19 protein-coding genes are annotated in these 22309 nt (G+C 62.9%); 6 read left to right on the top strand and 13 right to left on the bottom strand.

The genetic code is table 11. The annotated features are described in order from the left end of the window. Positions 1 to 3 precede the first annotated feature (3 nt). Complete coding sequence (locus JY96_RS17215; RefSeq protein ID WP_035039374.1) at positions 4 to 453, bottom strand: hypothetical protein; 450 nt, start codon at positions 451 to 453, stop codon at positions 4 to 6. Positions 454 to 685: 232 nt separating this feature from the next. Between JY96_RS17215 and JY96_RS17210 the strand changes: the two genes are divergently transcribed. Together JY96_RS17210 and JY96_RS17205 are read left to right on the top strand one after the other, a co-directional pair. Next, positions 686 to 1888, top strand: coding sequence for a response regulator (locus JY96_RS17210; RefSeq protein ID WP_052162674.1), 1203 nt, complete (start codon positions 686 to 688; stop codon positions 1886 to 1888). After that, positions 1885 to 2514, top strand: coding sequence for a response regulator transcription factor (locus JY96_RS17205; protein ID WP_035039370.1), 630 nt, complete (start codon positions 1885 to 1887; stop codon positions 2512 to 2514). Before JY96_RS17210 ends, JY96_RS17205 begins: the two co-directional genes overlap by 4 nt. 43 nt (positions 2515 to 2557) lie before the next feature. On the opposite strand, the gene JY96_RS17200 is transcribed toward JY96_RS17205, so the two are convergent. Next, entirely contained in the window at positions 2558 to 4984 is a 2427-nt protein-coding gene (locus JY96_RS17200; protein ID WP_235333966.1) for a UvrD-helicase domain-containing protein, read from the bottom strand. 149 nt (positions 4985 to 5133) lie between these two features. On the opposite strand from JY96_RS17200, the gene JY96_RS17195 reads away from it, so the two are divergent. Both JY96_RS17195 and JY96_RS17190 read left to right on the top strand, forming a co-directional pair. Continuing rightward, on the top strand, positions 5134 to 6360 hold the full coding sequence (locus JY96_RS17195) for a YjgN family protein (RefSeq protein ID WP_035039366.1): 1227 nt from the start codon (positions 5134 to 5136) through the stop codon (positions 6358 to 6360). Between the two features lie 8 nt (positions 6361 to 6368). Continuing rightward, on the top strand, positions 6369 to 7490 hold the full coding sequence (locus JY96_RS17190; protein ID WP_052162672.1) for a M48 family metallopeptidase: 1122 nt from the start codon (positions 6369 to 6371) through the stop codon (positions 7488 to 7490). Between the two features lie 5 nt (positions 7491 to 7495). On the opposite strand, the gene JY96_RS17185 is transcribed toward JY96_RS17190, so the two are convergent. From JY96_RS17185 to JY96_RS17160, 6 genes are all read right to left on the bottom strand, one after another. Continuing rightward, on the bottom strand, positions 7496 to 8662 hold the full coding sequence (locus tag JY96_RS17185) for a nitronate monooxygenase family protein (protein WP_235334051.1): 1167 nt from the start codon (positions 8660 to 8662) through the stop codon (positions 7496 to 7498). A 161-nt stretch (positions 8663 to 8823) separates the two neighbouring features. Continuing rightward, positions 8824 to 10182 carry an MBL fold metallo-hydrolase RNA specificity domain-containing protein gene (locus JY96_RS17180; protein ID WP_035039364.1) on the bottom strand — a complete coding sequence of 453 codons (1359 nt, stop codon included), beginning with the start codon at positions 10180 to 10182 and terminating at the stop codon, positions 8824 to 8826. Positions 10183 to 10184: 2 nt separating this feature from the next. After that, complete coding sequence (locus JY96_RS17175; RefSeq protein ID WP_152606551.1) at positions 10185 to 10547, bottom strand: YqjK family protein; 363 nt, start codon at positions 10545 to 10547, stop codon at positions 10185 to 10187. A gap of 5 nt (positions 10548 to 10552) precedes the next feature. Next, on the bottom strand, positions 10553 to 10987 hold the full coding sequence (locus JY96_RS17170) for a phage holin family protein (RefSeq protein ID WP_052162671.1): 435 nt from the start codon (positions 10985 to 10987) through the stop codon (positions 10553 to 10555). Beyond that, positions 10988 to 11299 (bottom strand): YqjD family protein, encoded by a 312-nt coding sequence (locus JY96_RS17165; RefSeq protein WP_035039361.1) that lies wholly within the window; start codon positions 11297 to 11299, stop codon positions 10988 to 10990. 35 nt (positions 11300 to 11334) lie between these two features. Continuing rightward, positions 11335 to 11781, bottom strand: a complete 447-nt coding sequence (locus tag JY96_RS17160) for a universal stress protein (RefSeq protein ID WP_035039359.1) — start codon at positions 11779 to 11781, stop codon at positions 11335 to 11337. Positions 11782 to 12025: 244 nt separating this feature from the next. On the opposite strand from JY96_RS17160, the gene JY96_RS17155 reads away from it, so the two are divergent. Then, positions 12026 to 14869, top strand: coding sequence for a valine--tRNA ligase (locus tag JY96_RS17155; RefSeq protein ID WP_035039357.1), 2844 nt, complete (start codon positions 12026 to 12028; stop codon positions 14867 to 14869). A 115-nt stretch (positions 14870 to 14984) separates the two neighbouring features. Further along, complete coding sequence (galU, locus tag JY96_RS17150; protein ID WP_035039355.1) at positions 14985 to 15854, top strand: UTP--glucose-1-phosphate uridylyltransferase GalU; 870 nt, start codon at positions 14985 to 14987, stop codon at positions 15852 to 15854. Positions 15855 to 15908: 54 nt separating this feature from the next. On the opposite strand, the gene JY96_RS17145 is transcribed toward galU, so the two are convergent. The 5 genes from JY96_RS17145 to JY96_RS17120 all read right to left on the bottom strand — a co-directional run bounded on the left by JY96_RS17145 (position 15909) and on the right by JY96_RS17120 (position 22302). Next, positions 15909 to 16478: a shikimate kinase gene (locus tag JY96_RS17145; protein ID WP_035039353.1), complete on the bottom strand. Its 570-nt coding sequence runs from the start codon at positions 16476 to 16478 to the stop codon at positions 15909 to 15911. A gap of 20 nt (positions 16479 to 16498) precedes the next feature. After that, on the bottom strand, positions 16499 to 18544 hold the full coding sequence (locus JY96_RS17140) for an Ig-like domain-containing protein (RefSeq protein ID WP_081961359.1): 2046 nt from the start codon (positions 18542 to 18544) through the stop codon (positions 16499 to 16501). A 325-nt stretch (positions 18545 to 18869) separates the two neighbouring features. Next, positions 18870 to 21044, bottom strand: coding sequence for a type IV pilus secretin PilQ (gene pilQ, locus JY96_RS17130; RefSeq protein ID WP_235333965.1), 2175 nt, complete (start codon positions 21042 to 21044; stop codon positions 18870 to 18872). A gap of 23 nt (positions 21045 to 21067) precedes the next feature. After that, positions 21068 to 21601: a pilus assembly protein PilP gene (locus JY96_RS17125; protein ID WP_052162976.1), complete on the bottom strand. Its 534-nt coding sequence runs from the start codon at positions 21599 to 21601 to the stop codon at positions 21068 to 21070. Further along, the gene (locus JY96_RS17120) at positions 21601 to 22302 is read right to left on the bottom strand and encodes a type 4a pilus biogenesis protein PilO (protein ID WP_035039342.1); all 702 of its coding nucleotides are present in this window, start codon (positions 22300 to 22302) and stop codon (positions 21601 to 21603) included. Before JY96_RS17120 ends, JY96_RS17125 begins: the two co-directional genes overlap by 1 nt. Between the last annotated feature and the right edge of the window lie 7 nt (positions 22303 to 22309).

Raw genomic sequence — 22309 nt, 5'->3', positions numbered from 1 at the left:
TCTTTAGAACAACTCCACCGACCCGGCGTCCACCTCATCCTGGGTGACCGGGTTCGGCTTCATCGGGGCCTCGTCCACCACTGCGGCACCATCGGGATCGTCGTCCCCCAGGGCGTCACGGGCAATCTGGTCGGCGCAGTTGCGCAGGCGTTTGTTCGTGTGGGCGATCAGCTGGGTCGCCATGTCCTGAAACTGCAGGGCGGTGACGGTCTTGTAGAGCGTCTGCCTCACGGCCTGCAAATGCGGCGTGACCTCGTGTCCCAGGTCGATGACCTCGCCCAGCTGGCCGGCCGTTCCGTGAAATCCTTCCATCAGGACTTCACAGGCATCGTCCAGCAGGCGCTGCAGGCGCTCCAGATCGTTGTGAGCCGTCATCAAGTGATCTTGCAGCTCGGCGGCCAACAGCAGCGGCATTTCGGGCTGCGAGGGTTCGACGGGATCGTCGTGGCTCATCTTGGCTCCACTCAACCAGGTTACGGACGGGACCGTCCTTTGACCAGACGGCATGGCACAAGGACCTTTTCGGCCGAATCCGTGGGATCCTTAATGCCGAAAGCAATAAGTTCGCTCGGCTTTGCCGGTTGATAGAATTTTTCGCATTTCCCGCTGTGGCATGTTCACAATGACACGGGAAAACTTGGCGCAAATCGCCAGATCGAACCAGCGAAGGAAGTCCGTGTCCGATATGCCCCCATTGACGGATCCCGCCCAGACCGGCGTCAACAGCATGCCGCCGGTGAGGCTGCGCGTCCTGCACCTGGAAGACAACGACGAGGATCACGCCCTGGTCGCCATCCACCTGCGCCGCGGCGGCATCAACGCCGACATCGTGCGGGTCGAGAACGAAGCGGCGCTCATCGAGGCCCTGGAGCAGGACTGGGACCTGATCCTGTCGGACTACAACCTGCCGGGCTACTCCGGCCTGGCGGCGCTGGACAAGGTGCGCTCCATGGGCAAGCTGGTGCCCTTCATCCTGGTGTCCGGCGAAATCGGCGAGGACATCGCCGTGCAGGCCATGCGCAACGGCGCCAACGACTACCTGCTCAAGAGCAACCTGGCTCGCCTGGCGCCCGCCGCCCTGTTGGCCATCGAGGCCAACCGAACCCGCATCGCCAAGCAGCGCGCCGACCACGCCCTGAGCCGCTCGCGCCAGCAGCTGCGCGAACTCGCCCAGCACTTGCAGACCAGCATCGAGCAGGAACGCGCCGCCATCGCGCGTGAAATCCATGACGATGTCGGCGGCGCGCTGACGGCCGTGAAGTTCGACCTGGCCTGGATCGCCCGCCACGCCGGCTCGCCCGAAATCGCCGAGCGCGTGCAGCAGGCGCTGGAATCGGTCGGCCACGCCCACGAGGCCAGCCAGCGCATCATGCACAACCTGCGCCCGGCCATCCTGGAGCAAGGCCTGGTGGCCGCACTGCAATGGATGAGCGACCGCTTCGCCAAGCGCACCGGCCTGCAGGTGAGCTTCCGCACCAGCCATGAACAGCTGCAACTGGCGCCGGGTGTGCCCCTGGTGGCCTACCGCTTTGCACAAGAAGCGCTGACCAATGTCTCCAAACACGCACAGGCCAGCAAGGTCAGCGTCGATCTGACGCAGGCAGGCGGCGTCTTGTCCATCGAAGTGACTGACAATGGCCGAGGCTTGAATGCCGAGGACTTGGCCAAGGCCCGCTCCTTCGGCATCCGTGGCCTGCATGAGCGTGCTGAAACGGTGGGCGGCTGGGTGGACATCAGCAGCAACCCGGACGGCACGACCCTGATCCTGTCCGTGCCGCTGTCTGGCCCGGAAAACGGTTTCATCGATCGACTGTTGCCCGATCTGGAAGCCGGCACGCTGGGCAACGAGGCTGACCCTGACGACCCCACGGTATGGGGCAAACTATGATCAAAGTCATTCTCTGCGACGACCATGCCCTGATCCGACGCGGTATCCGCGACACGCTGGCCGATGCACCGGACATCGACGTGGTGGGTGAAGCGGCCGATTACGGCGAGCTGCGCACCCTGCTGCGCGACAAGAGCTGTGACGTGCTCGTGCTGGACATCAACCTGCCCGGCCGCAGCGGCCTGGACGTGCTGCACGTGCTCAAGGAAGAAGGCAGCACACTCAAGGTGCTGGTGGTCTCGATGTACCCGGAAGACCAGTACGCCATGCGGGCGCTGAAGGCCGGTGCCTCGGGCTACCTGAACAAGGGCAGCGACGCCGCGCAGATCGTGGCGGCCGTGCGCACCGTGGCGCAGGGCAAGAAGTACGTGACGCCTGAGATGACGCTGATGCTGGTGGAGAACCTCACCGCACCGGCTCAAGAAGACGCGCACCAGAAGTTGTCTGACCGCGAATTGCAGACCCTGGTGATGATCGCCTCGGGCAAGCGCCTGTCCGACATCGCCGAACAACTGCTGCTGAGCCCCAAGACCGTGAGCGTTTACCGCGCCCGCGTGCTGGAAAAGCTCGGCCTGACCAACAACTCCGACCTGATCGCCTACGCGATCCGCAACGGGCTGGTCTGAGGCGGTTGAGTCACACCGGGCCCGCAGCGGCCCGGCCTGCGCCTTATTCGATGGGCGTGAGCTTGGCCACGCTCAACATCAGCCACTTCGTGCCATGACGCCCGAAGTTGACCTGCACGCGGGCATCCGGGCCATTGCCCTCCAAGGTCAGCACCACGCCTTCGCCGAACTTGTTGTGGAACACGCTCTGGCCCACACGCAAGCCGCCTTCGGTCTTGGCCTGCGCCATCTTGGTGGGCAGCGGTGCCGTCAGATCCTTGAAATCGTCTTCCTTCTTGGCGCCGTAGTACTGACCACCGCCATAACCACCGCGGCTGCCACCGGCATAAGCACCTGAACCGCCACCAGAGCGATAAGGCTGCGCCCCGGCCCCCACCATCGAACCCATGCCTTTGCCGCTGGCCCACGCGTCGTTGTAGGACTTGGCAAAACCCGAGCCAAAGCCCTGGTTGCGCGGCGTGAGCCACTTGAGCGCGCCTTCGGGCAACTCGTCCAGGAAGCGGCTCTTGATGTTGTAGCGTGTCTGGCCATGCAGCATGCGCGTCTGGCTGAAGCTGATGTGCAGACGCTGACGGGCACGCGTGATGGCCACGTACATCAGGCGGCGTTCTTCTTCCAGGCCGTCCGTGTCGTTCATCGAGTTCTCATGCGGGAACAGGCCTTCTTCCAGCCCGGTCAGGAACACGTTGTTGAACTCCAGGCCCTTGGCAGCGTGGATGGTCATCAGCTGCACGGCGTCTTGCCCGGGTTGGGCCTGGTTGTCGCCTGCTTCCAGCGAGGCGTGCGTCAGAAAGGCCAGCAAGGGCGAGATGATTTCACCGGTCTCGGCATCGGGCAGGGTGTCGACCTGCGCCACGGCCGCAGGCAGGCCCTGGGCGATCGTGCCCGCAGGCTCGTCCACCGGCAGGGCCACGGCGTCCTTGCCAAAACCTTCTTGCGTCACGAAGGCCTCGGCGGCGTTCACCAGTTCGGCCAAGTTTTCCAGGCGCTCCTGGCCTTCTTTCTCGGCACGGTAGAAGTCAGCCAGGCCGGAGGCCTCCACCACATGCTCGATGATCTGGCGCAGCGTCAGGCCGCGCGTGGCTTCGCGCATGGTGTCGATCAAGGCCACGAAACCTTGCAGGTTCGCCCCCGCCTTGCCCGGCACCGCCGTCACGCTCTGCCCCAGGCTGCGTGCCGATGAGCGGGCCGCATCCTGCAAAACCTCCACGGTGCGCGCGCCGATGCTCCGCGCCGGGAAGTTCACCACGCGCAGGAAGCTGGTGTCGTCGTTCGGGTTCTCAAGCAGGCGCAGGTAGGCCAGTGCGTGCTTCACTTCAGCACGCTCGAAGAAGCGCAGACCGCCGTACACCTTGTAAGGCACACCCGCGTTGAACAGCGCCGACTCCATCACCCGTGACTGCGCATTGCTGCGGTACAGCACGGCCACTTCATGCAAGGGCTGGCCGTCGCGCTTGAACTGGCGGGCCTCGTCCACCACCCATTGGGCTTCGGCGAAGTCGCTGCTGGCCTCGTAGATGCGGATGGGCTCGCCCTGCCCTGCGTCGGTGCGCAGGTTCTTGCCCAGGCGGCGGCTGTTCTGTGCGATCAGGGTGTTGGCCGCATCCAGGATGTGGCCGAAGCTGCGGTAGTTCTGCTCCAGCTTGATCACGCTGGGCACGCGGAACTCGCGCTCGAAGTCCGCCATGTTGCCCACCAGCGCGCCCCGGAAGGCGTAGATGCTCTGGTCGTCGTCGCCCACGGCGAACACGCTGTTGCCGGTCACGGCCGGGTTGCCCGCGAACATCTTCAGCCAGGCGTATTGCAGACGGTTGGTGTCCTGGAACTCGTCGACCAGGATGTGCTTGAAGCGGCGCTGGTAATGCTCGCGCACCTCGGGGTGGTCGCGCATGATCTCGTAGGTGCGCAGCATCAGCTCGGCAAAATCCACCACGCCTTCGCGCTGGCACTGGTCTTCATAAGCCTGGTAGACGGCCAGCTGCATGCGGCCCAGTTCGTCACGCGGCTGGATATCGCGCGGGCGCTGCCCGGCATCCTTGGCGTTGGCGATGAAATAGCTCGTCTGCTTGGGGATGCACTTTTCTTCGTCGAACTTCAGCGCCTTGATGATGCGCTTGACAGCCGACAGCTGGTCTTGCGTGTCCAGGATCTGGAAGGCCTGGGGCAGGCCCGCAATCTTGGCGTGCGCGCGCAAGAAGCGGTTGCACAGGCCGTGGAAGGTGCCGATCCACATCGCCCGCGTGTTGACGGGCAACATGGCCGACAGGCGTGCCTGCATCTCCTTGGCGGCCTTGTTGGTGAAGGTCACGGCCATGATGCCGGCGGGCGATACCTGGCCCGTCTGCAGCAGCCAGGCGATGCGCGTGGTCAGCACCCGGGTCTTGCCCGAGCCCGCGCCCGCCAGGATCAGGGTCGGGCCCGGCGGGGCCGTCACGGCGGCCAACTGCTCCGGATTGAGTCCCACCAGCATGGGGGAGTTGCCTGCGGGGGGCTGTTGAGGAAACAATCCAGGGGTATCAGTGCGCTCGTTCATCCAAAAATTGTAGGCGGGCTTGCTGGATATCCTGGTTAAAGGCCAACAAAGGCCTGGCCATCACACCAAAAAAACAGGGAATCAGCATGAACCAGCTCCGCCTGCCCGGCCCACCAGCCGGCGGCCTGACCGCATCGCCCTTCATCTCGGCGATGGGCTCCCGTCCGGCCAGCCTGCATACCATCCGTTTCACCGGCTCGGGCAGCGAATATTTCAGGATCTGGATCGTCAACCTCCTGCTCACGCTGGTCACCCTGGGGCTCTACTACCCCTGGGCCAAAACCCGCAAGCTGCGCTATTTCTACGGCAACACCATCGTGATCGGCCACCCGCTGGGCTTTCACGGCAACCCGCGCCAGATGCTGCGCGGCTTTCTGCTGGTCAGCCTGCTCATGGTGCTGTATGCGGTGGCCGGGCGCGTTTCGCCGGCATCGGGCTCGGTGGCGGGCCTGATCCTGGCGGCCATCTGGCCCGCGCTGATGCGCTCGTCGCTGCAATTTCGCTTGTCGCAAACCAGTTGGCGCGGCCTGCGTTTCCATTTCACAGGCTCGCTCAAGGGCGCCTACATGACGGTGCTGAACCCCGCGCTGATTGGCGTGGGCCTGATGGTGCTCAGCGGCATCCTGGTGGCCTTCCTGCCCCGCGGCACCAGCAAGGTCGTGATGCCATTGGTGCTCATGGTCACCTTCATGCTCAGCGGCGCAGCCCTGGCGCCGTACGTGATCTGGCGCATCAAACGCTACCAGCATGCCCACTATGCGCTGGGCCAGTTGCAGACCTCGTTCAAGGCCAGCTACGGCAATGTGCTGGCCATCTTCGTGAAAACCGGGCTGCTGACGCTGGCCGCCGCCACCGGGCTGGCCCTGGCCGGTGGCCTGCTGGGCGCCGTGCTGGGCGGTGGGCACATGAGCACCCGGCCAGACCCCAGGCAGTTGCTGTCCGCCGTGTCCCTGATGCTGCCCGTGCTGGCTGGCTACATCCTGCTGACCCAGGTCGTCGTGGCACCCTACTTCAGCGTGCACCTGCAGAATCTGGTGTGGACCCAGACCGGCAACCGGATGGTGCGTTTCAAGAGCCACCTGAAATGGTCTGACATGGCCGGGCTGGCGCTCAAGAACTGGCTCCTGATCATGCTCACGCTGGGCCTGTACTGGCCCTTTGCCGCCGTGGCACTGGCGCGCGCCCGCCTGCAGGCCATCGTGATCCACACGCGCCAGGATCCAGACTTGCTGGTGGGCCAGGCCCGCCAGGCCAGCACCAACGCCACGGGGGACCTCGCCGCGGATCTGGTCGGCATCGACGTCGGGCTGTGAAACAGCCCATGACCTCCGCACGCCAACTGTCGGTGGCCTATTTCGACGGCCTGACCGCCCGCGCCCAACCCGTCCTCATGTGGGTGGAGCCGGGCATGCTGCAACTGTCCGGGGCCGGTTTGATCAGGCAGGTGCCGCTCAACAAGGTGCAATGGAGCGAACGCACACGCCATGGCGCCCGCATGGCCCATTTCGCTGACGGTGGCACCATCCAGGCGGTCAACCCGGCAGATTGGGACAGCTGGCTGGACCACCACGACCTGGGCGCCCCGCTCAGCGTGCGCGCGCACCAGAGTTGGCGCTGGACCATGCTGGCCACCACCGTCTTGCTGATGGTGGCCGTCATGGGCTACTGGTGGGGGCTGCCGCTGGCTGCCCGGCTCCTCGCACCGTTGGTACCTCAAACGGTCAGCCAGCAAATCGGCAAAGCCACCTTGCAAACCATGGACGAGCAATGGCTCAAGCCCAGCCAGCTCCCCTTTCAGGAACAGGCACACTGGCGAGCCTTGTTGTCCAAGGCCATCGCGCAAGGGCTGGAGGGCACCGAGATCGACACAGGCACCCGCGCGGCATCAAGGCAGCCCGCCATCCAGCTTCAGTTCAGGCAGGCGCACATCGGCCCCAACGCCTTCGCCCTGCCGGATGGCAACATCGTCATCACCGACGATCTGATCGCCTTGCTGCATGACCGCGAGGACGTGCTGATCGGTGTGGTCGGGCACGAGACCGGGCACATCACCGGCCGCCATGGTTTGCGCGGCCTGATTCAGGCCGGCCTGCTGGGTGCCATCGGCAGCCTCACCTTCGGGGACTTCAGTACCGTGCTGGCCAGCGCCCCCATCCTCATGGGGCAACTTGCCTATTCACGTGATCTGGAGCGCGAGGCAGACGATGCGGCCATCACCTTCATGCACCGCAACCACATCCGCCCGTCCGTGATGGGGGTGTTCTTTCAGCGAGTCAAAGACGCAAGCCCGCGCAGGGGGCAAGCCACCGCACCGCAGGCCGATGACGCAAGCCAGCCCATCGGGATCGCGTTCAGCAGCCACCCGGCTGATGCCGAGCGCCTGGCTCACTTCCAATCAGCTGACCTGGACGGCGGGCTTCAGGAGCAGCCCACACCCCCCTGAACGGATCAGGCTGCAGCGGCCAGCGCCGCTTCTTCGCGTGTCAACAAACGCTCCATCAGATCCCGCACGCTGCGAATCTGGCTGCCAAAGGGCAAGGCCCCCGCACCGCGGAAGAACAGCCCTTTCTTGACATCACCCCGCATGGCCGCAGCCAGCTGGTTGTCGATGCAGAACTGCCCCCAGCCTTGCAAGCCATCACGCAGGCCGCATTGCGCCAGGCAATCAAACGCCTTGGTGCAACGCTTCTTGGCATGGCTGACCGCCTGCAAGCGTGACTCGATCTTCAGGTAAGCCTTGAGCCAGGGCGTGGCCACAGCGCGCGCAGGCAAACCCGCCACACTGGTGAACTCCACCATGTCCTCATCATGGGCCTCGGCCAGCACACGCTTGAACTCGGGGTGGGCGTCACCCTCCAGCGTCACGGCAAAGGGTGTCCCCAGTTGCACGCCATCCGCACCGAGGTTCTGAATGCGGCGGATGTCTTCATGGGTGCGGATGCCACCCGCAGCAATCAAGGGGATGTGCTTCTCGATGCCCGCAGCGCGCATGAAGGCCAGTACCTCGGGGATCACACGCTCGAAATCAAAGCGCGGGTCGTTGAGATCAGCGATCTTGGCCGCACCCAGATGACCACCGGCCAGACGTGGGTGCTCAATCACGATGGCGTCCGGCAGGCGCTTCTTGCGCTCCCACTTCTTGATGATCAGCTGCACACCGCGCGAATCCGACAGGATCGGGATCAGCAAGGCCTTGGGGTGGTCCTGAGCCAGGTCCGGTAAATCCAGCGGCAGGCCAGCGCCCACCACCACGGCATCGATACCGGCCTCCAGCGAACGCTTCACGTAGCCAGCGTAATCACTCACCGCACGCATCACGTTCATGGCCAGCAGGCCCCGCCCTTGCGACAATTGGCGTGCGGCCTTCACCTCGCGCTCGACCGCCTCCAGGTTCGCTGCATTGATGCGCTCACGGGTATCGTCATCCTGCCCGATGCGGGACGACAAACCCTGCGTACTGGCCATCAGATCCGGGTGATGCCGGCGGATGTCCACGCACGACAGCGTGCCCATGCCACCCATGGCCGCCACGCTACCCGCCAGCTTGTGGGCTGACACCCCGATGCCCATGCCGCCCTGCACGATGGGCAGCAACTCCCGCCCGCCCAGGCGCATGCTGCGCAGCCCGCTGGCGCCCAGCTTGCGCGCCAGTTCGACATCCACATGATCCGAAAGAGAAGAAGGCGATTCGAATGTGTCGAGCGTCATGGGCAGCGTTCAAAGATGAAATTGCCCCCGACGGTAACGGCCTGACGCGCTCGCGGCTTTGCGACAGGTCAACTCAAATCCACCGCATCCTTGTAATCAGGGACGCTGGCGTTCCAGCCCAGGTCTTCACCCACGCGCAGGCGCAGCGTGTCGGCCGCCTGTGGCTCGCCATGGTTGATGAAGACGTGCTCCGGCACCTTGCCCAGCGCCTTGAGCCAGGCCAGTAAACCTGCCTGGTCGGCATGCGCCGACAAGCCCTCGATCTGCACGACCTCCGCGCGGATGGGCACGTACTCACCAAACATCTTGAGCGAGGTCGCCCCGGCAACCAGGGAGGCACCCCGCGTGCCACCCGCCTGGAAGCCACTGAGCACGATCGAATTGCGTGAATGCGGCCCATAGTGGGCAATGTGGTGCAACACGCGCCCACCCGTCACCATGCCGCTACCGGCCACGATGATCATGGGGTAACGCTGGCTCAACAAGGCCTTGGACTCCTCCACGTCGCGCACGAAGCGCGTCATGTGGCGGATGCCCTCGCACTCCTCGTCCGTCAGGCGATGCTCGGCGCGATGCCGCTCGTACAGCCCCGTGGCAGAGATACCCATCGGGCTGTCCAGGATCACGGGCATATCAGGAATGGCGCCAGCCTGACGCAGGCGATACAAGGCATACAGCACACCTTGCGTGCGACCCACCGCAAACGCCGGGATGATGACCACGCCACCGCGCGCAGCGGTTCGGCGCACGATGTCGCCCAGTTTCTCGATGGCATTGAGATCAGGGTGAAGGCGATCGCCATAGGTCGACTCGATCACGACCCAGTCGGCCTTCTGCCCGGTGGCGGGCGGCAGCATGACCAGGTCGTCATCGCGACCCAGGTCGCCAGAGAACAAGGCCGTCTTGCCCTGGTACTCGATGGCCACGCTGGACGCGCCCAGGATGTGCCCGGCTGGCGTGAAGCGGGCCTGCACGCCCTCGTCCAGCTGAACCACGCCATCCAGCGGCACCCGCTTGATGTGCTTCAGGCAGGCCTTCACATCCTGCACGGTGTACAGGGGCACGGCGGGCTTGTGCTTGGTCGCGCCATGGCGGTTGCGGTAACGCGCTTCTTCTTCCTGCAAGTGCGCCGTGTCCAGCAACAACACCTCGCACAGATCCGCCGTGGCGGCCGTGGCCCAGATGGTGCCCTTGAAGCCATTGCGCGTGAGCAAAGGCAAGGCGCCGCTGTGGTCGATGTGGGCATGGGTCAACAAGACCGCATCCAGGCTGCCTGGATCAAATGGCAGAGGCGCCCAGTTGCGTTCGCGCAGGGTCTTGAAACCCTGGAACATGCCGCAATCCACCAGCATCCTCACGTCGCCGGCTTCCACCAGCGTCTTGGAACCAGTCACCGTGGCGGTCGCGCCATAAAACGTCATGCGCATGATCATGCCTTCGTGGTGTCCTTGTTGTCCGTATCTGTTGCGACGCCCTTTTGCGCGCTGGCGAGCCGGGCCAGCAAGGGCATGACCACAGGCTGCAGGCGCTGCCAGGTCTGCCACATCCACAGCCCTCGCCCAGCCAGGCGAGCCACGCCCGTGGGCCGCCACACCGCCAGCGCCACGGCCGCAGCCACGACCCAGTACGGATGGCGCCCCACCCAACGCCCGGTGGACACAGCCCGATCAGCAAGACCCGCCAGCGGCGCTACACGGGCGTTCACTTGCAAGGCAAGGGTATGCCGCAACACAGCACTGCGCTGGCGCAGCATGTGTTTTTTCAAGGCCAGTTCAGCCATGCGAGCCGACATGCGCGTCACCCTTTCTGCTCAGGTTGAGCGCCCTCCTGGGCGGCAGCGAGCAAGGCGTCGTGATCTGCCTGCAACTCGGCCAGGGTGGCGGCCAGCATGCCCTCGGGCGACGCCGTGATCGCCTGGACACGCCTGACAGCCCACAGGCACACCGCTGCAAACGCCAAGGTCAGCAAGCCCAGCACCAGCAGCGGGTGCGTGTCCCAGAACAGCACGGTGATGAAACCGGCCAGGAACACGCTCGCGACCGCGCCCATCAGGATGGCCACGGCGCCCCAGCCCAGCACGGCCAGCAGGCGCTGCTTTTCTTCCTCGACCTCAGTGGCCAGCAATTCGAGGCGCGTCTGGAAGATCGCCATCAAGGTGGCGGCCAGGCCCTGCACCGAGGACATCAAACGCCCCCGGCGCACCTCCGCTGACTGATCAGCAGCGTCAGCCATTCATCGACGACCCAGCAGCAGGCCGATCAACAAGCCCGCACCAGCGGCGATGCTGATGGACTTCCAGGGGTTCTCGTGCACGTATTCGTCCGTCACCTTGGCGGCGGCCTTGGCCTTGTCCACCACGGCAGCCTGCACCTCGATCAGGCCTGTCTTGGCATTGGACAGAGTGGCCTGCACGCGCTTGCGCAACTCGGCCACGCCAGCACCCGCGTCATCGGCGGTGGCAGCCAGCAGCGCTTCGGCATCGGCCATGACCAGTTGCAGGTCGGCCATCAGCTTGTCCTTTTGGGCGGAAGTCAGTTCGCTCATGTCGCTCTCCTTCAGTTAGTGGGGTCAAACAGAAATCAATGCAGGATCAACAAAGGCACCTGGCTGTGCGCCAGCACACTCTTGGCCAGCGAGCCATGGATCAGGGCATCCAGGCCATGGCGGCCATGCGTGGCCATCACGATCAGGTCACAGCCCTGCTTGCGCGCCGTGTCCACGATCCCCTGCTGGACGTTGTCGGTGATCATGAACTGGCCATCGAAATGCACCCCCGCCTCCTTGGCCCGGGCTGCAAACGCTTCGAGAATTTCCCGGGCATGCGCCTCACAACGCTTTTCGTGTTCCTGAAACGTGGCCACGTCATAGGCCACGGCGGCTTGCTCCACCACCAGCACAGGCAGCGGCGGCTCGGCCGTGAACCCGGTGATCGACGCCCCCAGCATCTTGGCCAGGCCAATGCTGTGCTCAATGGCCTTGTTCGACAACTCGCTGCCATCTACCGGCACCAACAAATGTTCGTACATGAGGGCCTCCTAACGCCTTGCATTCCAACTTCAGTCAAGCGACTGATCTGGCTTCATCCTAGATCGCGAATCGTTTCGCGCCAACACCTAAAACCACACAACAACATCAAAACCTCAGGTTTTTGATCCATGACATGAAAGCCTGCCAGGCCAGAAAGCCTCGCGAAGCCGCTCAGCCGACCTAAAATCGCGGTTTGGCCCAGAGAAAGCGCCCGCTTCGGGCGCAGACCAGCCTCCCAACACCATGACCGAACTCGCCAAATCTTTCGACCCCGCCCCGATTGAAGCCCAATACGGCCCCCAGTGGGAGCAGCGCGGTCTGTACAAGCCCACCCTGGACGCCAGCAAGCCGTCCTTCTGCATCCAGCTGCCGCCCCCCAATGTGACCGGCACCCTGCACATGGGCCACGCCTTCAACCAGACCATCATGGACTCGTTGACGCGCTACCACCGCATGCTCGGCCACAACACCCTGTGGATCCCCGGCACCGACCACGCCGGCATCGCCACCCAGATCGTGGTGGAGCGCCAGTTGCAGGAAAAGGGCCAGAACCGCCACGACCTGGGCCGCAAGAACTTTGTCGCCAAGATCTGGGAGTGGAAGGAGCAAAGCGGCACCACCATCACGCAGCAGATGCGCCGCATGGGTGACTCGGTGTCCTGGGAGCACGAGTACTTCACCATGGACGACAAGCTGTCCAAGGTCGTGAGCGACACCTTCGTCAAGCTGTACGAAGAAGGCCTGATCTACCGCGGCAAACGCCTGGTGAGCTGGGACCCGATCCTCAAGTCCGCCGTGTCCGACCTCGAAGTCGAAAGCGAGGAAGAAGACGGCTCGATGTGGCACATCCGCTATCCCATTGATGGCAGCGATGAGACCCTGGTCGTGGCCACAACCCGCCCTGAAACCATGCTGGGCGACACCGCCGTCATGGTCCACCCAGAAGACGAGCGCTACACCCACCTGATCGGCAAACTGGTCAAGCTGCCCATCACCGGCCGCCTCGTGCCCGTGATCGCCGACGAACACGTGGACAAGGACTTCGGCACCGGCGTCGTCAAGGTCACCCCGGCCCACGACACGAACGACTACCAGGTCGGCCAGCGCCACAGCCTGCCGATGATCACCATCTTCACGCTGGACGCGCAGGTGGTGTCGCACCTCGAAGAGATCCCCGAGGCCTACCGTGGCCTGGACCGCTTTGTGGCCCGCAAGGCCCTGGTCGCGCAACTCGAAGCCGAAGGCCTGCTGGTCGAGGTCAAGAAGCACAAGTTGATGGTGCCGCGCTGCGCCCGTACCGGCCAGATCATCGAGCCCATGCTGACGGACCAATGGTTCGTGGCCATGACCAAGCCCGGTGCGCAAGGCAAGTCGATTGCCGAGCAAGCCATCGAGGCGGTGGAGTCCGGCGAGGTCAAGTTCGTGCCCGAGAACTGGGTCAACACCTACAACCAGTGGATGAAGAACATCCAGGACTGGTGCATCAGCCGCCAGCTGTGGTGGGGTCATCAGATCCCGGCCTGGTATGGCAGCAACGGTGAGATCTTCGTGGCTCGCAATGAGGAAGAAGCGCATGTGCGCGCCAAGGCCGCCGGCTACGAAGGCACGCTGACCCGCGACGAGGATGTGCTGGACACTTGGTACTCGTCCGCCCTGGTGCCCTTCTCCACCCTGGGCTGGCCCGAGCAGACCAAGGAGCTGGACCTCTTCCTGCCCTCGTCGGTGCTGGTGACCGGCTACGACATCATCTTCTTCTGGGTGGCCCGGATGATCATGATGACCAAGCACTTCACGGGCAAGGTGCCGTTCAAGCATGTCTACATCCACGGTCTGGTGCGCGATGCGCAAGGCCAGAAGATGTCCAAGTCCGAAGGCAATGTGCTGGACCCGGTTGACCTGATCGACGGGATCGAGCTCGCCCCGCTGCTGGAGAAGCGCACCACCGGCCTGCGCAAGCCCGAGACTGCGCCCAAGGTCCGCAAGAACACCGAGAAGGAGTTCCCGGAAGGCATCCCCGGCTACGGCGCCGACGCCTTGCGCTTCACCTTCGCGGCACTGGCCAGCCTGGGTCGCAGCATCAACTTCGACAGCAAGCGCTGCGAGGGCTACCGCAACTTCTGCAACAAGCTCTGGAACGCCACCAAGTTCGTGCTGATGAACTGCGAAGGCCAGGACTGCGGCATCGTCAAGCACGAGCCCGGCCAATGCGCCGCCAACGGCTACCTGGACTTCAGCCCCGCTGACCGCTGGATCGTCAGCGAGCTGCAACGTGTGGAAGCAGCAGTAGAGCAAGGCTTCAAGGAGTTCCGCCTCGACAACGTCGCCAACGCCATCTACCAGTTCGTCTGGGACGAATACTGCGACTGGTACATCGAGATCGCCAAGACGCAGCTCAACGTGGCCAAGGACACCGGCAACGAAGCGCAACAACGCGGCACGCGCCGCACCCTGATCCGCGTGCTCGAAACCGTGCTGCGCCTGCTGCACCCCATCACGCCTTTCATCACCGAAGAGCTGTGGCAAGTGGTGGCGCCTGTGGCCGGCCGCAAGCAAGCCGACGCGGACGACTCCATTGTGCTGGCGCCCTACCCTGTGCCGGATCTGAGCCGCGTGTGCGCCGAGTCCGACGCCTGGATGGGCAAGCTCAAGGCCTTGGTCGGCACCGCCCGCAACCTGCGCGGCGAAATGAACCTGTCGCCTGCCGAGCGCGTGCCCATGCTGACCACCGGTGACGCGGCCTTCATCACGCAGGCGGCCCCCATCCTGAAGGCCCTGGGCAAGCTCAGCGAAGTCAAGGTGCTGGACGAAGCCGCCTTTGCCGAGGCCACGGCCATGGCACCGGTTGCCGTGCAGGGGGACGCCCGTCTGGCGCTACACGTCGAGATCGACGTCGAAGCCGAGAAGGCGCGCCTGGCCAAGGAGATCACTCGCCTCGAAGGCGAAATCACCAAGGCCAACGCCAAACTGGGCAACGAGAGCTTCGTCGCACGCGCCCCGGCTGCGGTGGTGGAGCAGGAAAAGCAACGTGTGACGGAATTCACAGCCACGCTTGAACGCGTCAAGACCCAGTTCCAGCGACTGGGATAAACGCCCGCTTTTGCCCCCCGCGAATGAGGCGTCCCCCCCACAAGGTAGGGACGTCTGCTTACACCGCATCTTCACGCCGGTGACACAATCCCGGCCAATCTGTCAGGAGCTATGCATGTCCATCACGAAGGCCATCTTTCCCGTCGCCGGCCTCGGTACCCGGTTTCTGCCCGCCACCAAGGCCCAGCCGAAAGAGATGCTGCCGGTGGTGGACAAACCGCTGATCCAGTACGCCGTTGAAGAAGCCTACGATGCGGGCATCCGCGAAATGATCTTCGTCACGGGCCGCCACAAGCGCCCCATCGAGGACCACTTTGACACCGCCTTCGAGCTGGAGTACGAGCTGGAACACGCCGGCAAGATGGACCTGCTCAAGACGGTGCAGTCCATCAAGCCGGCCGACATGGAATGCGTGTTCGTGCGCCAGCCCAAGAGCCTGGGCCTGGGCCATGCCGTGCTGTGCGGCGAGCGCCTGGTGCGTGGTGAGCCCTTTGCTGTGCTGCTGGCCGACGACCTGATGGTGGGCACCACCCCCATCCTCAAACAGATGGTGGCGCAGTTCGATGAACTGCAAGGCTCCATCCTGGCCGTTCAGGAAGTGCCAGCAGAGCACACCAAGCGTTACGGCATCGTGGCGGGCACGCCCGTATCCGAGCGTGTGATGGCCATCTCCAAGATCGTTGAAAAACCCGCACCAGAGGCCGCACCATCGCGACTTGGCGTGGCCGGCCGCTACATCCTGACGCCTGCCGTGTTTGAACAGATCCGCTCGCAGCCTCGCGGCGTGGGCAACGAAATCCAGCTGACAGACGGCATCGCCGGTCTGCTCAACCTGGAGAAAGTCTTCGCTTACCAATACGAAGGCAAGCGCTATGACTGCGGCAGCAAGGAAGGCTTCCTGGAGGCCAACGTCGAACTGGCGCTCAAGCACCATCAGGTGGGCGACTGGTTCCGCAGCTACCTCAAGCAGCTCAAGCTGGATTGAATGGGCTCGGCGCAAGAGCGCCCACCACCAGCGGACGCAAAACAAAAAAGGGGCTCAAGGCCCCTTTTGTGCGTTTTGTGCGTTCTGAACAGGCAAGAGCCCTGCCACCTCGAGCTGCATCATGATCATGTTGACCAGCGTCGCCACGGATGGGCGGCCAGTGTCCACACAGTAGTGCGCAGTCTGCTCATACAGCGGGTGACGCTGCTCGAACAGTTCTCGCAACTTGGCGAGCGGGTCCGCCACCTGCAGCAAAGGGCGCTGGGTATCGTGCCGAAGGCGCCGATACAGCTCCTCAGGCGTTGAACGCAGGTACACCACTGTGGTTCGGTCACGCAGCCGCTCGCGGTTGGCTGGCCGCAAGAGCGCGCCGCCGCCAGTGGCAAGCACCAGAGCGGGCGCATCGGCATCCTGAGCGCCAGCCGTGAGCTCATCGATCACGGCCTCTTCGCGATCACGGAAGGCGACCTCTCCGAACTGCTCAAAAAACTGACGGATCGGCATGCCGATCCGTTCTTCAAGAACCGCATCGGAGTCGATAAATCGCGCTCCGATGCGCTTCGCCAACTGCCGCCCGACGGTGGATTTACCGCCGCCAGGGAGGCCTACAAGAGAAACGATCAATGGCGGATTCAACGATGCCGTCACGGGGAAATGTGTACCTTCTGGGTGATGGTGATAGAACCGGTGTGCGGCATCATAAAGGTGATTGTGGCCAACCCGCTTGCCAGTGCAGGTTGAGGCGACGCCGTCGAGGTATTCTGGACCGTCAGGGTGTGCAGGGTCGGCCCATTCACTCCGCTGGGAATGCTCGCGTCCACGATGTTCACGCTGGCGTTTGCCATGTTGGCGGCAGAAGTAATCGCCACGCCACTGGGCAAGGGGTTGCCACCATAGGCATCCGCATTCGCATTGCCATCTCTGACACAGAATTGCAGCGACGCGCTGCTTTGCCCACCCATGGTGATGGACATGTAGGCATCGTTCACCAACGTATTGGTGCATGCGCCACTGCCATTAACCTGATACAAGCGCGGAGACGTCGTCGTGCTGGAAAAGAAGAAAGTCCTCTGCATGCGAGCAAACGCCGAGCCACCATCATCCCAGACGCCATTGCCGACATCCGGCGCATTGATATCCCCCACCAGAAACTCGGTTGAGCTGCACGCACCGTTCTCATCCTTGTCCAGACAAACTGCAGCCGGCGTGTCATCGTAAGCCTCGTTTGAGTCGTGCACACCATTGCCGTTGGCATCGACAAAGTACTCCTGCCCATTGGCATAAGCCACCACGTGCACTCGCCCGTTGACAGGCCGAGGGTTGGAGACCACCAGCTTGACCGCGCACGCGCCTGCCCCATCCTTCGTCACGCAATAGGCCGGCACGACCGTACCGCCGTCGGACACAAGATTGACCACGGTGCCATCCGTTGCTGGTGCACCATATCGATCGGTCAGTCGCAGAGTCAAGTCGGCGCTGTCGCCGTCATAGCTATAGTCCAGGGCATATTTCTCCGCCGCAAAGGAAATGCCCGTGTGACTATCGCTAAGACCTGCCATGGGCAACCCACCTGATACGGTCAGTTGATTGGAAACGGTCTGCAAAGTCGTGCCATGCACCTTGGCAATCACGCGCACCGGCGATGGCGTGTTTTTGGCCGCAACGGCCACAGACACCGTCCCATCGGCAGCAGTCACGCCAAACGTGGAGCCCAATGTGGCAGCGGTGTTGTCCAGGCTGAAGTCAACCTGAACGCCCTGTTGCGCGGCGCCAGTTTGATCTACCGTCTTGAACACCACGTTCGCCACGCTGGGGCAACCCGTGCCCTTCTGGCAAATCGTGGGGTTGTCAACAGACACGAACTGGATGCCTTGTGTTGACGGCGCGCCCACGGTCAAGTCCGCGGAACGCTGCTCCGTTGTGCCAACAATCTGCACATTGATGCGGTCCGTCGCGCTGGCGCCGCCACTCACCGAGCCGCAGCCCTTGTCTTGATAAGTCACCGAACCACTGGTGCCTGTCATCGTCAACGAAGAAGGCGAAATGCTGGCCTTACCCCCAGATGCGCAGGTAGACGACACATTGACCGTCACCGGCGATGTGCTGCTGGCTCCAGCAACCGTGATGTTGATCAGTGCCGTGTTGTAGCCACTGATGGACGAAGGCGAAAGCACCACGGAGCTCAAGGTCACATTCGTCGCACTGATAGAAAACGCTTTCTTAGCGGTCAACGAACCCGAGCTCGTGTCAGCGGTTGCGCTCACATAGGTCGCACCGCTGGTTGCACCAACAGCTGGTGTGAGCGTCGTGGCGGCCTGCCCGTTCGCATCGGTGATGGCCGACGCTGGTGACAAGGTGGCCAACGTCGACGCGCTGGAGCCGGTCAGCGCGAACTGAACCAGCGCTCCTGCAATTGGAAGCCCGGCAGCATCCTTGACAACGGCAATCACCGTTGCAGGTTGTGACGCGCTGATGGTGCTATTGGTCAATGACAACACCACCGTGCCCGACACGTTCGAAGACACATCCGAGGAGCCAGTTGTACTCCCACTGCTGCCACCGCTTGAACCATTGCCGAACGCAGCGTTGTTTGACACGTTATACGCTGGAGAGCTTGAGCTGCCGCCTCCACCACACGCGGCCACGAGCGCGGTCGTCGCGGCCCACAGCACCAGGTTCTTCCAGTTCATAACATTCACCCGTCACTTTCGATTTGGATACGCAAGCCAGGCAAGCTGGCAAACGCGTCGGTTCGATCCACTGCGCTGTCAGGCGCAAAGTGGGCACCTCTTGTCGAGGTTGAAGGTGATGCTAGAACCCAGGTGCTGGGCGCGATCTGTCGATTAATGAGCCTTTTAGCGAATTGCTACCACCATGCGAAGGTGGACAGCGCCTGAAAGGAAAAGCCTGGGCACAAAAAAAGGGACCGGTTTTGCCGGCCCCTTTTTCTATTTGACGACGCCCACTCATTTCCGAGTGGGTGCCACAAGCGAAAGGGCGAAGCCCCTCCCCTTCTTATCGCAATGCTGCCTTTTCCGTCACCACCTTGGGTGTCAAGAAGATCAGCAGTTCCGAACGCGCTGCACTTCGTGTATTGGACTTGAACAGATGTCCCAGGATAGGCAAGTCGCCCAGGAACGGGACTTTGGTATCGGTGCTGTTTTCGCTTTGCAGGAAGATACCGCCGATCACGACCGTGCCCCCGTTCTCCACCAGTACCTGGGTCTGCACGTGCTTGGTGTCGATGGCATAGCCCGCGTTCGTCACCTGACCGACGCTGTCCTTGTTCACATCCACATCCAGAATGACGTTGCCTTCAGGCGTGATCTGAGGCGTCACCTCCAGTTTGAGGTTGGCCTTACGGAAGGCCAGTGCAGTAGCGCCGCTGGATGTGGCCACCTGGTAAGGCAGCTCCGTACCTTGTTCGATCAAGGCCTTGACCTGGTCCGCCGTGATCACGCGCGGGCTGGATACGATCTTGCCCTTGCCGTCAGATTCGAGCGCAGACAGCTCCAGGTTCAGGAATCGATTGGCACTGGCACCAAACAGCGACAACGCCACCGAGGAGGCACTGTAGCCATTGAAGCCCGTACTCGGCAAGTTCACGAAATAGGTGTTGGGCGTGTAACTGCCCGAAGTAGCTGCAGCCTGCAAGGTCTGCTCACCCACACCTTGGTAGGTACCGGTCACAGCAATACGTCCACCACTGCCGCCTATTGCCGAGCCAGGCGTGCTGCCCTGAAGACCACGCATGTCGAGTGCACCAAGGCGAACCCCCAGGGACCGACCGAACGTATCGTTGGCTTCCACGATACGTGCCTCGATCAACACCTGACGCACAGGGATGTCGATCTTGGTGATCATCGCCTGGATCTCTTCCAGCTTGGAAGGGATGTCATTGACGAACAGCTGGTTCGTACGGGTCTCGAAAATCACGCTGCCGCGTGGAGACAGGATCCGCGTGGCGGTACCGCCGCCACTGGAGCCTGTGCTCGTGCCGGTCAAACCCTTGGCGATTTCTTCAGCCTTCGTGTAGTTCAACTGGAAGGACTGGGTGCGCAAAGGCTCCAGCGCAGCCACCTGGGCCTTGGCTTCCAGATCGATCTTTTCCTTGGCGTTGATTTCGTCCTTGGGCGCAATCCACAGCACGTTGCCGGACTTGCGCACGCCCAGCCCCTTGGCCTGCATGATGATGTCCAGCGCCTGATCCCAGGGCACGTCCTTCAAGCGCAAAGTCACGTTACCGGTCACGGTATCGCTGGTCACCACGTTGAAGTTGGTGAAGTCAGCGATCACCTGCAGCAAGGCGCGCACTTCGATGTTCTGGAAGTTCAGCGACAACTTTTCACCCGAATAACCGGGGCCTTGGGTCAGCTTGTTGGGGTCAACCTTGCGGGGGCGCACTTCCAGCACGAACTGATTGTCGCTCTGGTAAGCGGAGTGCTCCCAGTCACCGCGCGGGTCCACCACCAGCTTGACACGATCGCCGATCTGGCTGGCCGACACCGCTTGCACGGGCGTACCAAAATCAGTCACATCAAACCGACGACGCAAGCGTTCGGGCAAGGTTGCCCGGGCAAACTCCACCACCAGGCTCTGGCCCTGCTGCTTGATGTCCACGCCAACCTGGTTGTTGGGCAACTCGACCACAACACGACCCGCCCCATCCTGACCACGACGGAAGTCGATGTCCTTGAGCGCCAGCGGGTTGACGTTCTTGTTTTCAGCAAACCGCACGGTGTCTTCGGGCTTGGCTGCAGTCTTCGCCGCGGCCGGAGGCGTTGCGGCGGCAACAGCTTGTGGCGGATTGGACCCGGAGTCCAGGATCAGCATCAGCGTGTTGCCTTGCAGTTGCGCGCGGTAGGTGGTGGACTGGCGCAGGTTCAGCACCAGGCGAGTCCGCTCACCGGCTTGCACCACATTGACCGAGCGCACATTGCCCTGGTTGACTTCCACCGAGTTGCGCGACATGGCGCTGGTGACACCTGGCAGGTCGATCGCGATACGCGGTGGCACCTGAATGACGAAGCCAGCCGGCAAAGAGGCTAGCGGCTCGGACATTTCAATGCGAACCACATCCGAGCCCGCCTGCTGGCTGCTCGTGATCGCCTGGATCGCCGCAGCCGCCCAGGTCAGCGGCGAAACCAGGGTCAAGGTCAGCCCGGCCAATGCAACACGCCACGGTTTCATAGTCATCATCTCCAGATTCGTTTTCATCGGCTGCCCTCCTGCAACTGCAGTGTGGTGGGCCGCTCGATCCATTCGCCTGCGGCGTCCTGCACAATCTCACGCAAGGTGATTTCGGTCTCGGTGATCTTCATGATCTTTCCGTAGTTCTGACCAAGGTACTCGCCAACCTTCACCTGATAGAGCAGGTTGTCGACCTTGAGCAAGGCGTACGGCACGCCCTTGCGATTGACGCTGCCCACCATGGACATGCTGTCCAGCGGGAAGGCCTCCAGCGGCTCCTTGCGCCGGCTCAACTCGGCAGCCACGGCCGAATTGGGCTGGGCGGCCTCTTGCTTGAGTGCGCCTGTCAGCTTCTGCGTGCTGAACGGCTCGACGCCATCCATACCGGCATAGGCCTGCGGGTTGAATTTTTGAGGGGGCGACAAGGGCTGCACGCTAGGCTGCACCTCGTGTCGCTGCTGATCCATCCAGGCCTGCAGCTCTTCCTGCTCACCCGTGCAAGCGCTCAAGGCGAGCACGGCGACAGAGGCCATCAGCCAATTGTGGGGGCGGGTCATCACTTCTTCTCCCCCTTCTTCTGCTTGGCCTTTTCGGCACGAATGGCATCAAGCTCAGCCGGGTCCAGATAACGGTAGGTGCGTGCCGTGGCCTCCATATAGAGGTTGCCGCCCGTGTTGTCCTTGCTTTCCTTCGCGTTGACGGCAGCAATGACCAGGTTGTGCAGCGTCACGATACGCGAGAGGTTGGCGATGTCTGCCGTAAAGGCGCCGATGTCGTGATAACGGCCCGAGACACGGATCGAAATCGGCAACTCGGCGTAGTAATCCTTGACGGACACCTGGCCGGGGCGGAACAGATCGAACTCCAGACCACGACCAAGGCCAGCCTGGTTGATGTCAGACAGCAGCGCATCCATCTCGGCTTTGCCGGGCAACTGCTTTTCGAGCTGCTTGACGTACTCTTCCACCTGGATGCGCTGTTTGCGCAACTCACCCAGGTTCACAGCCTGTGCCACCTTCGAACGGTACTCTTCCTTGAGCCTGGGCTCCTTGTCGCGCTCGGCTTGCAACTCGTCACTTTGCGACGACAGCATGCCGAACCAGCCAAGCCCCACGATGGCGACACCGGTCGCCAGGAAGCTCAGCAGTTTGGGCAGGATGGGCCATTGGCCGGGCTCGTTGGGGTTGAGCCCGCGGAACTGCGCCTGGGCGTTCTCGAACCAGGCGTTCAGATCAATGTTCAGATTGGGATTTGCCATGGCTTCA

The organism is Aquabacterium sp. NJ1, assembly GCF_000768065.1.
Taxonomy (GTDB): Bacteria; Pseudomonadota; Gammaproteobacteria; order Burkholderiales; family Burkholderiaceae_C; genus Aquabacterium.
This window is presented reverse-complemented; position numbering and strand designations above follow the sequence as displayed.

Excerpts from the sequence above, each read along its gene's own strand:
- JY96_RS17215 (WP_035039374.1), bottom strand. The coding sequence starts at position 453 with ATGAGCCACGACGATCCCGTCGAACCCTCGCAGCCCGAAATGCCGCTG.
- JY96_RS17210 (WP_052162674.1), top strand. The coding sequence starts at position 686 with ATGCCCCCATTGACGGATCCCGCCCAGACCGGCGTCAACAGCATGCCG.
- JY96_RS17205 (WP_035039370.1), top strand. The coding sequence starts at position 1,885 with ATGATCAAAGTCATTCTCTGCGACGACCATGCCCTGATCCGACGCGGT.
- JY96_RS17200 (WP_235333966.1), bottom strand. The coding sequence starts at position 4,984 with ATGCTGGTGGGACTCAATCCGGAGCAGTTGGCCGCCGTGACGGCCCCG.
- JY96_RS17195 (WP_035039366.1), top strand. The coding sequence starts at position 5,134 with ATGAACCAGCTCCGCCTGCCCGGCCCACCAGCCGGCGGCCTGACCGCA.
- JY96_RS17190 (WP_052162672.1), top strand. The coding sequence starts at position 6,369 with ATGACCTCCGCACGCCAACTGTCGGTGGCCTATTTCGACGGCCTGACC.
- JY96_RS17185 (WP_235334051.1), bottom strand. The coding sequence starts at position 8,662 with ATGCGCCTGGGCGGGCGGGAGTTGCTGCCCATCGTGCAGGGCGGCATG.
- JY96_RS17180 (WP_035039364.1), bottom strand. The coding sequence starts at position 10,182 with ATGCGCATGACGTTTTATGGCGCGACCGCCACGGTGACTGGTTCCAAG.
- JY96_RS17175 (WP_152606551.1), bottom strand. The coding sequence starts at position 10,547 with ATGTCGGCTCGCATGGCTGAACTGGCCTTGAAAAAACACATGCTGCGC.
- JY96_RS17170 (WP_052162671.1), bottom strand. The coding sequence starts at position 10,987 with ATGGCTGACGCTGCTGATCAGTCAGCGGAGGTGCGCCGGGGGCGTTTG.
- JY96_RS17165 (WP_035039361.1), bottom strand. The coding sequence starts at position 11,299 with ATGAGCGAACTGACTTCCGCCCAAAAGGACAAGCTGATGGCCGACCTG.
- JY96_RS17160 (WP_035039359.1), bottom strand. The coding sequence starts at position 11,781 with ATGTACGAACATTTGTTGGTGCCGGTAGATGGCAGCGAGTTGTCGAAC.
- JY96_RS17155 (WP_035039357.1), top strand. The coding sequence starts at position 12,026 with ATGACCGAACTCGCCAAATCTTTCGACCCCGCCCCGATTGAAGCCCAA.
- galU (WP_035039355.1), top strand. The coding sequence starts at position 14,985 with ATGTCCATCACGAAGGCCATCTTTCCCGTCGCCGGCCTCGGTACCCGG.
- JY96_RS17140 (WP_081961359.1), bottom strand. The coding sequence starts at position 18,544 with ATGAACTGGAAGAACCTGGTGCTGTGGGCCGCGACGACCGCGCTCGTG.
- pilQ (WP_235333965.1), bottom strand. The coding sequence starts at position 21,044 with ATGAAACCGTGGCGTGTTGCATTGGCCGGGCTGACCTTGACCCTGGTT.
- JY96_RS17125 (WP_052162976.1), bottom strand. The coding sequence starts at position 21,601 with ATGACCCGCCCCCACAATTGGCTGATGGCCTCTGTCGCCGTGCTCGCC.
- JY96_RS17120 (WP_035039342.1), bottom strand. The coding sequence starts at position 22,302 with ATGGCAAATCCCAATCTGAACATTGATCTGAACGCCTGGTTCGAGAAC.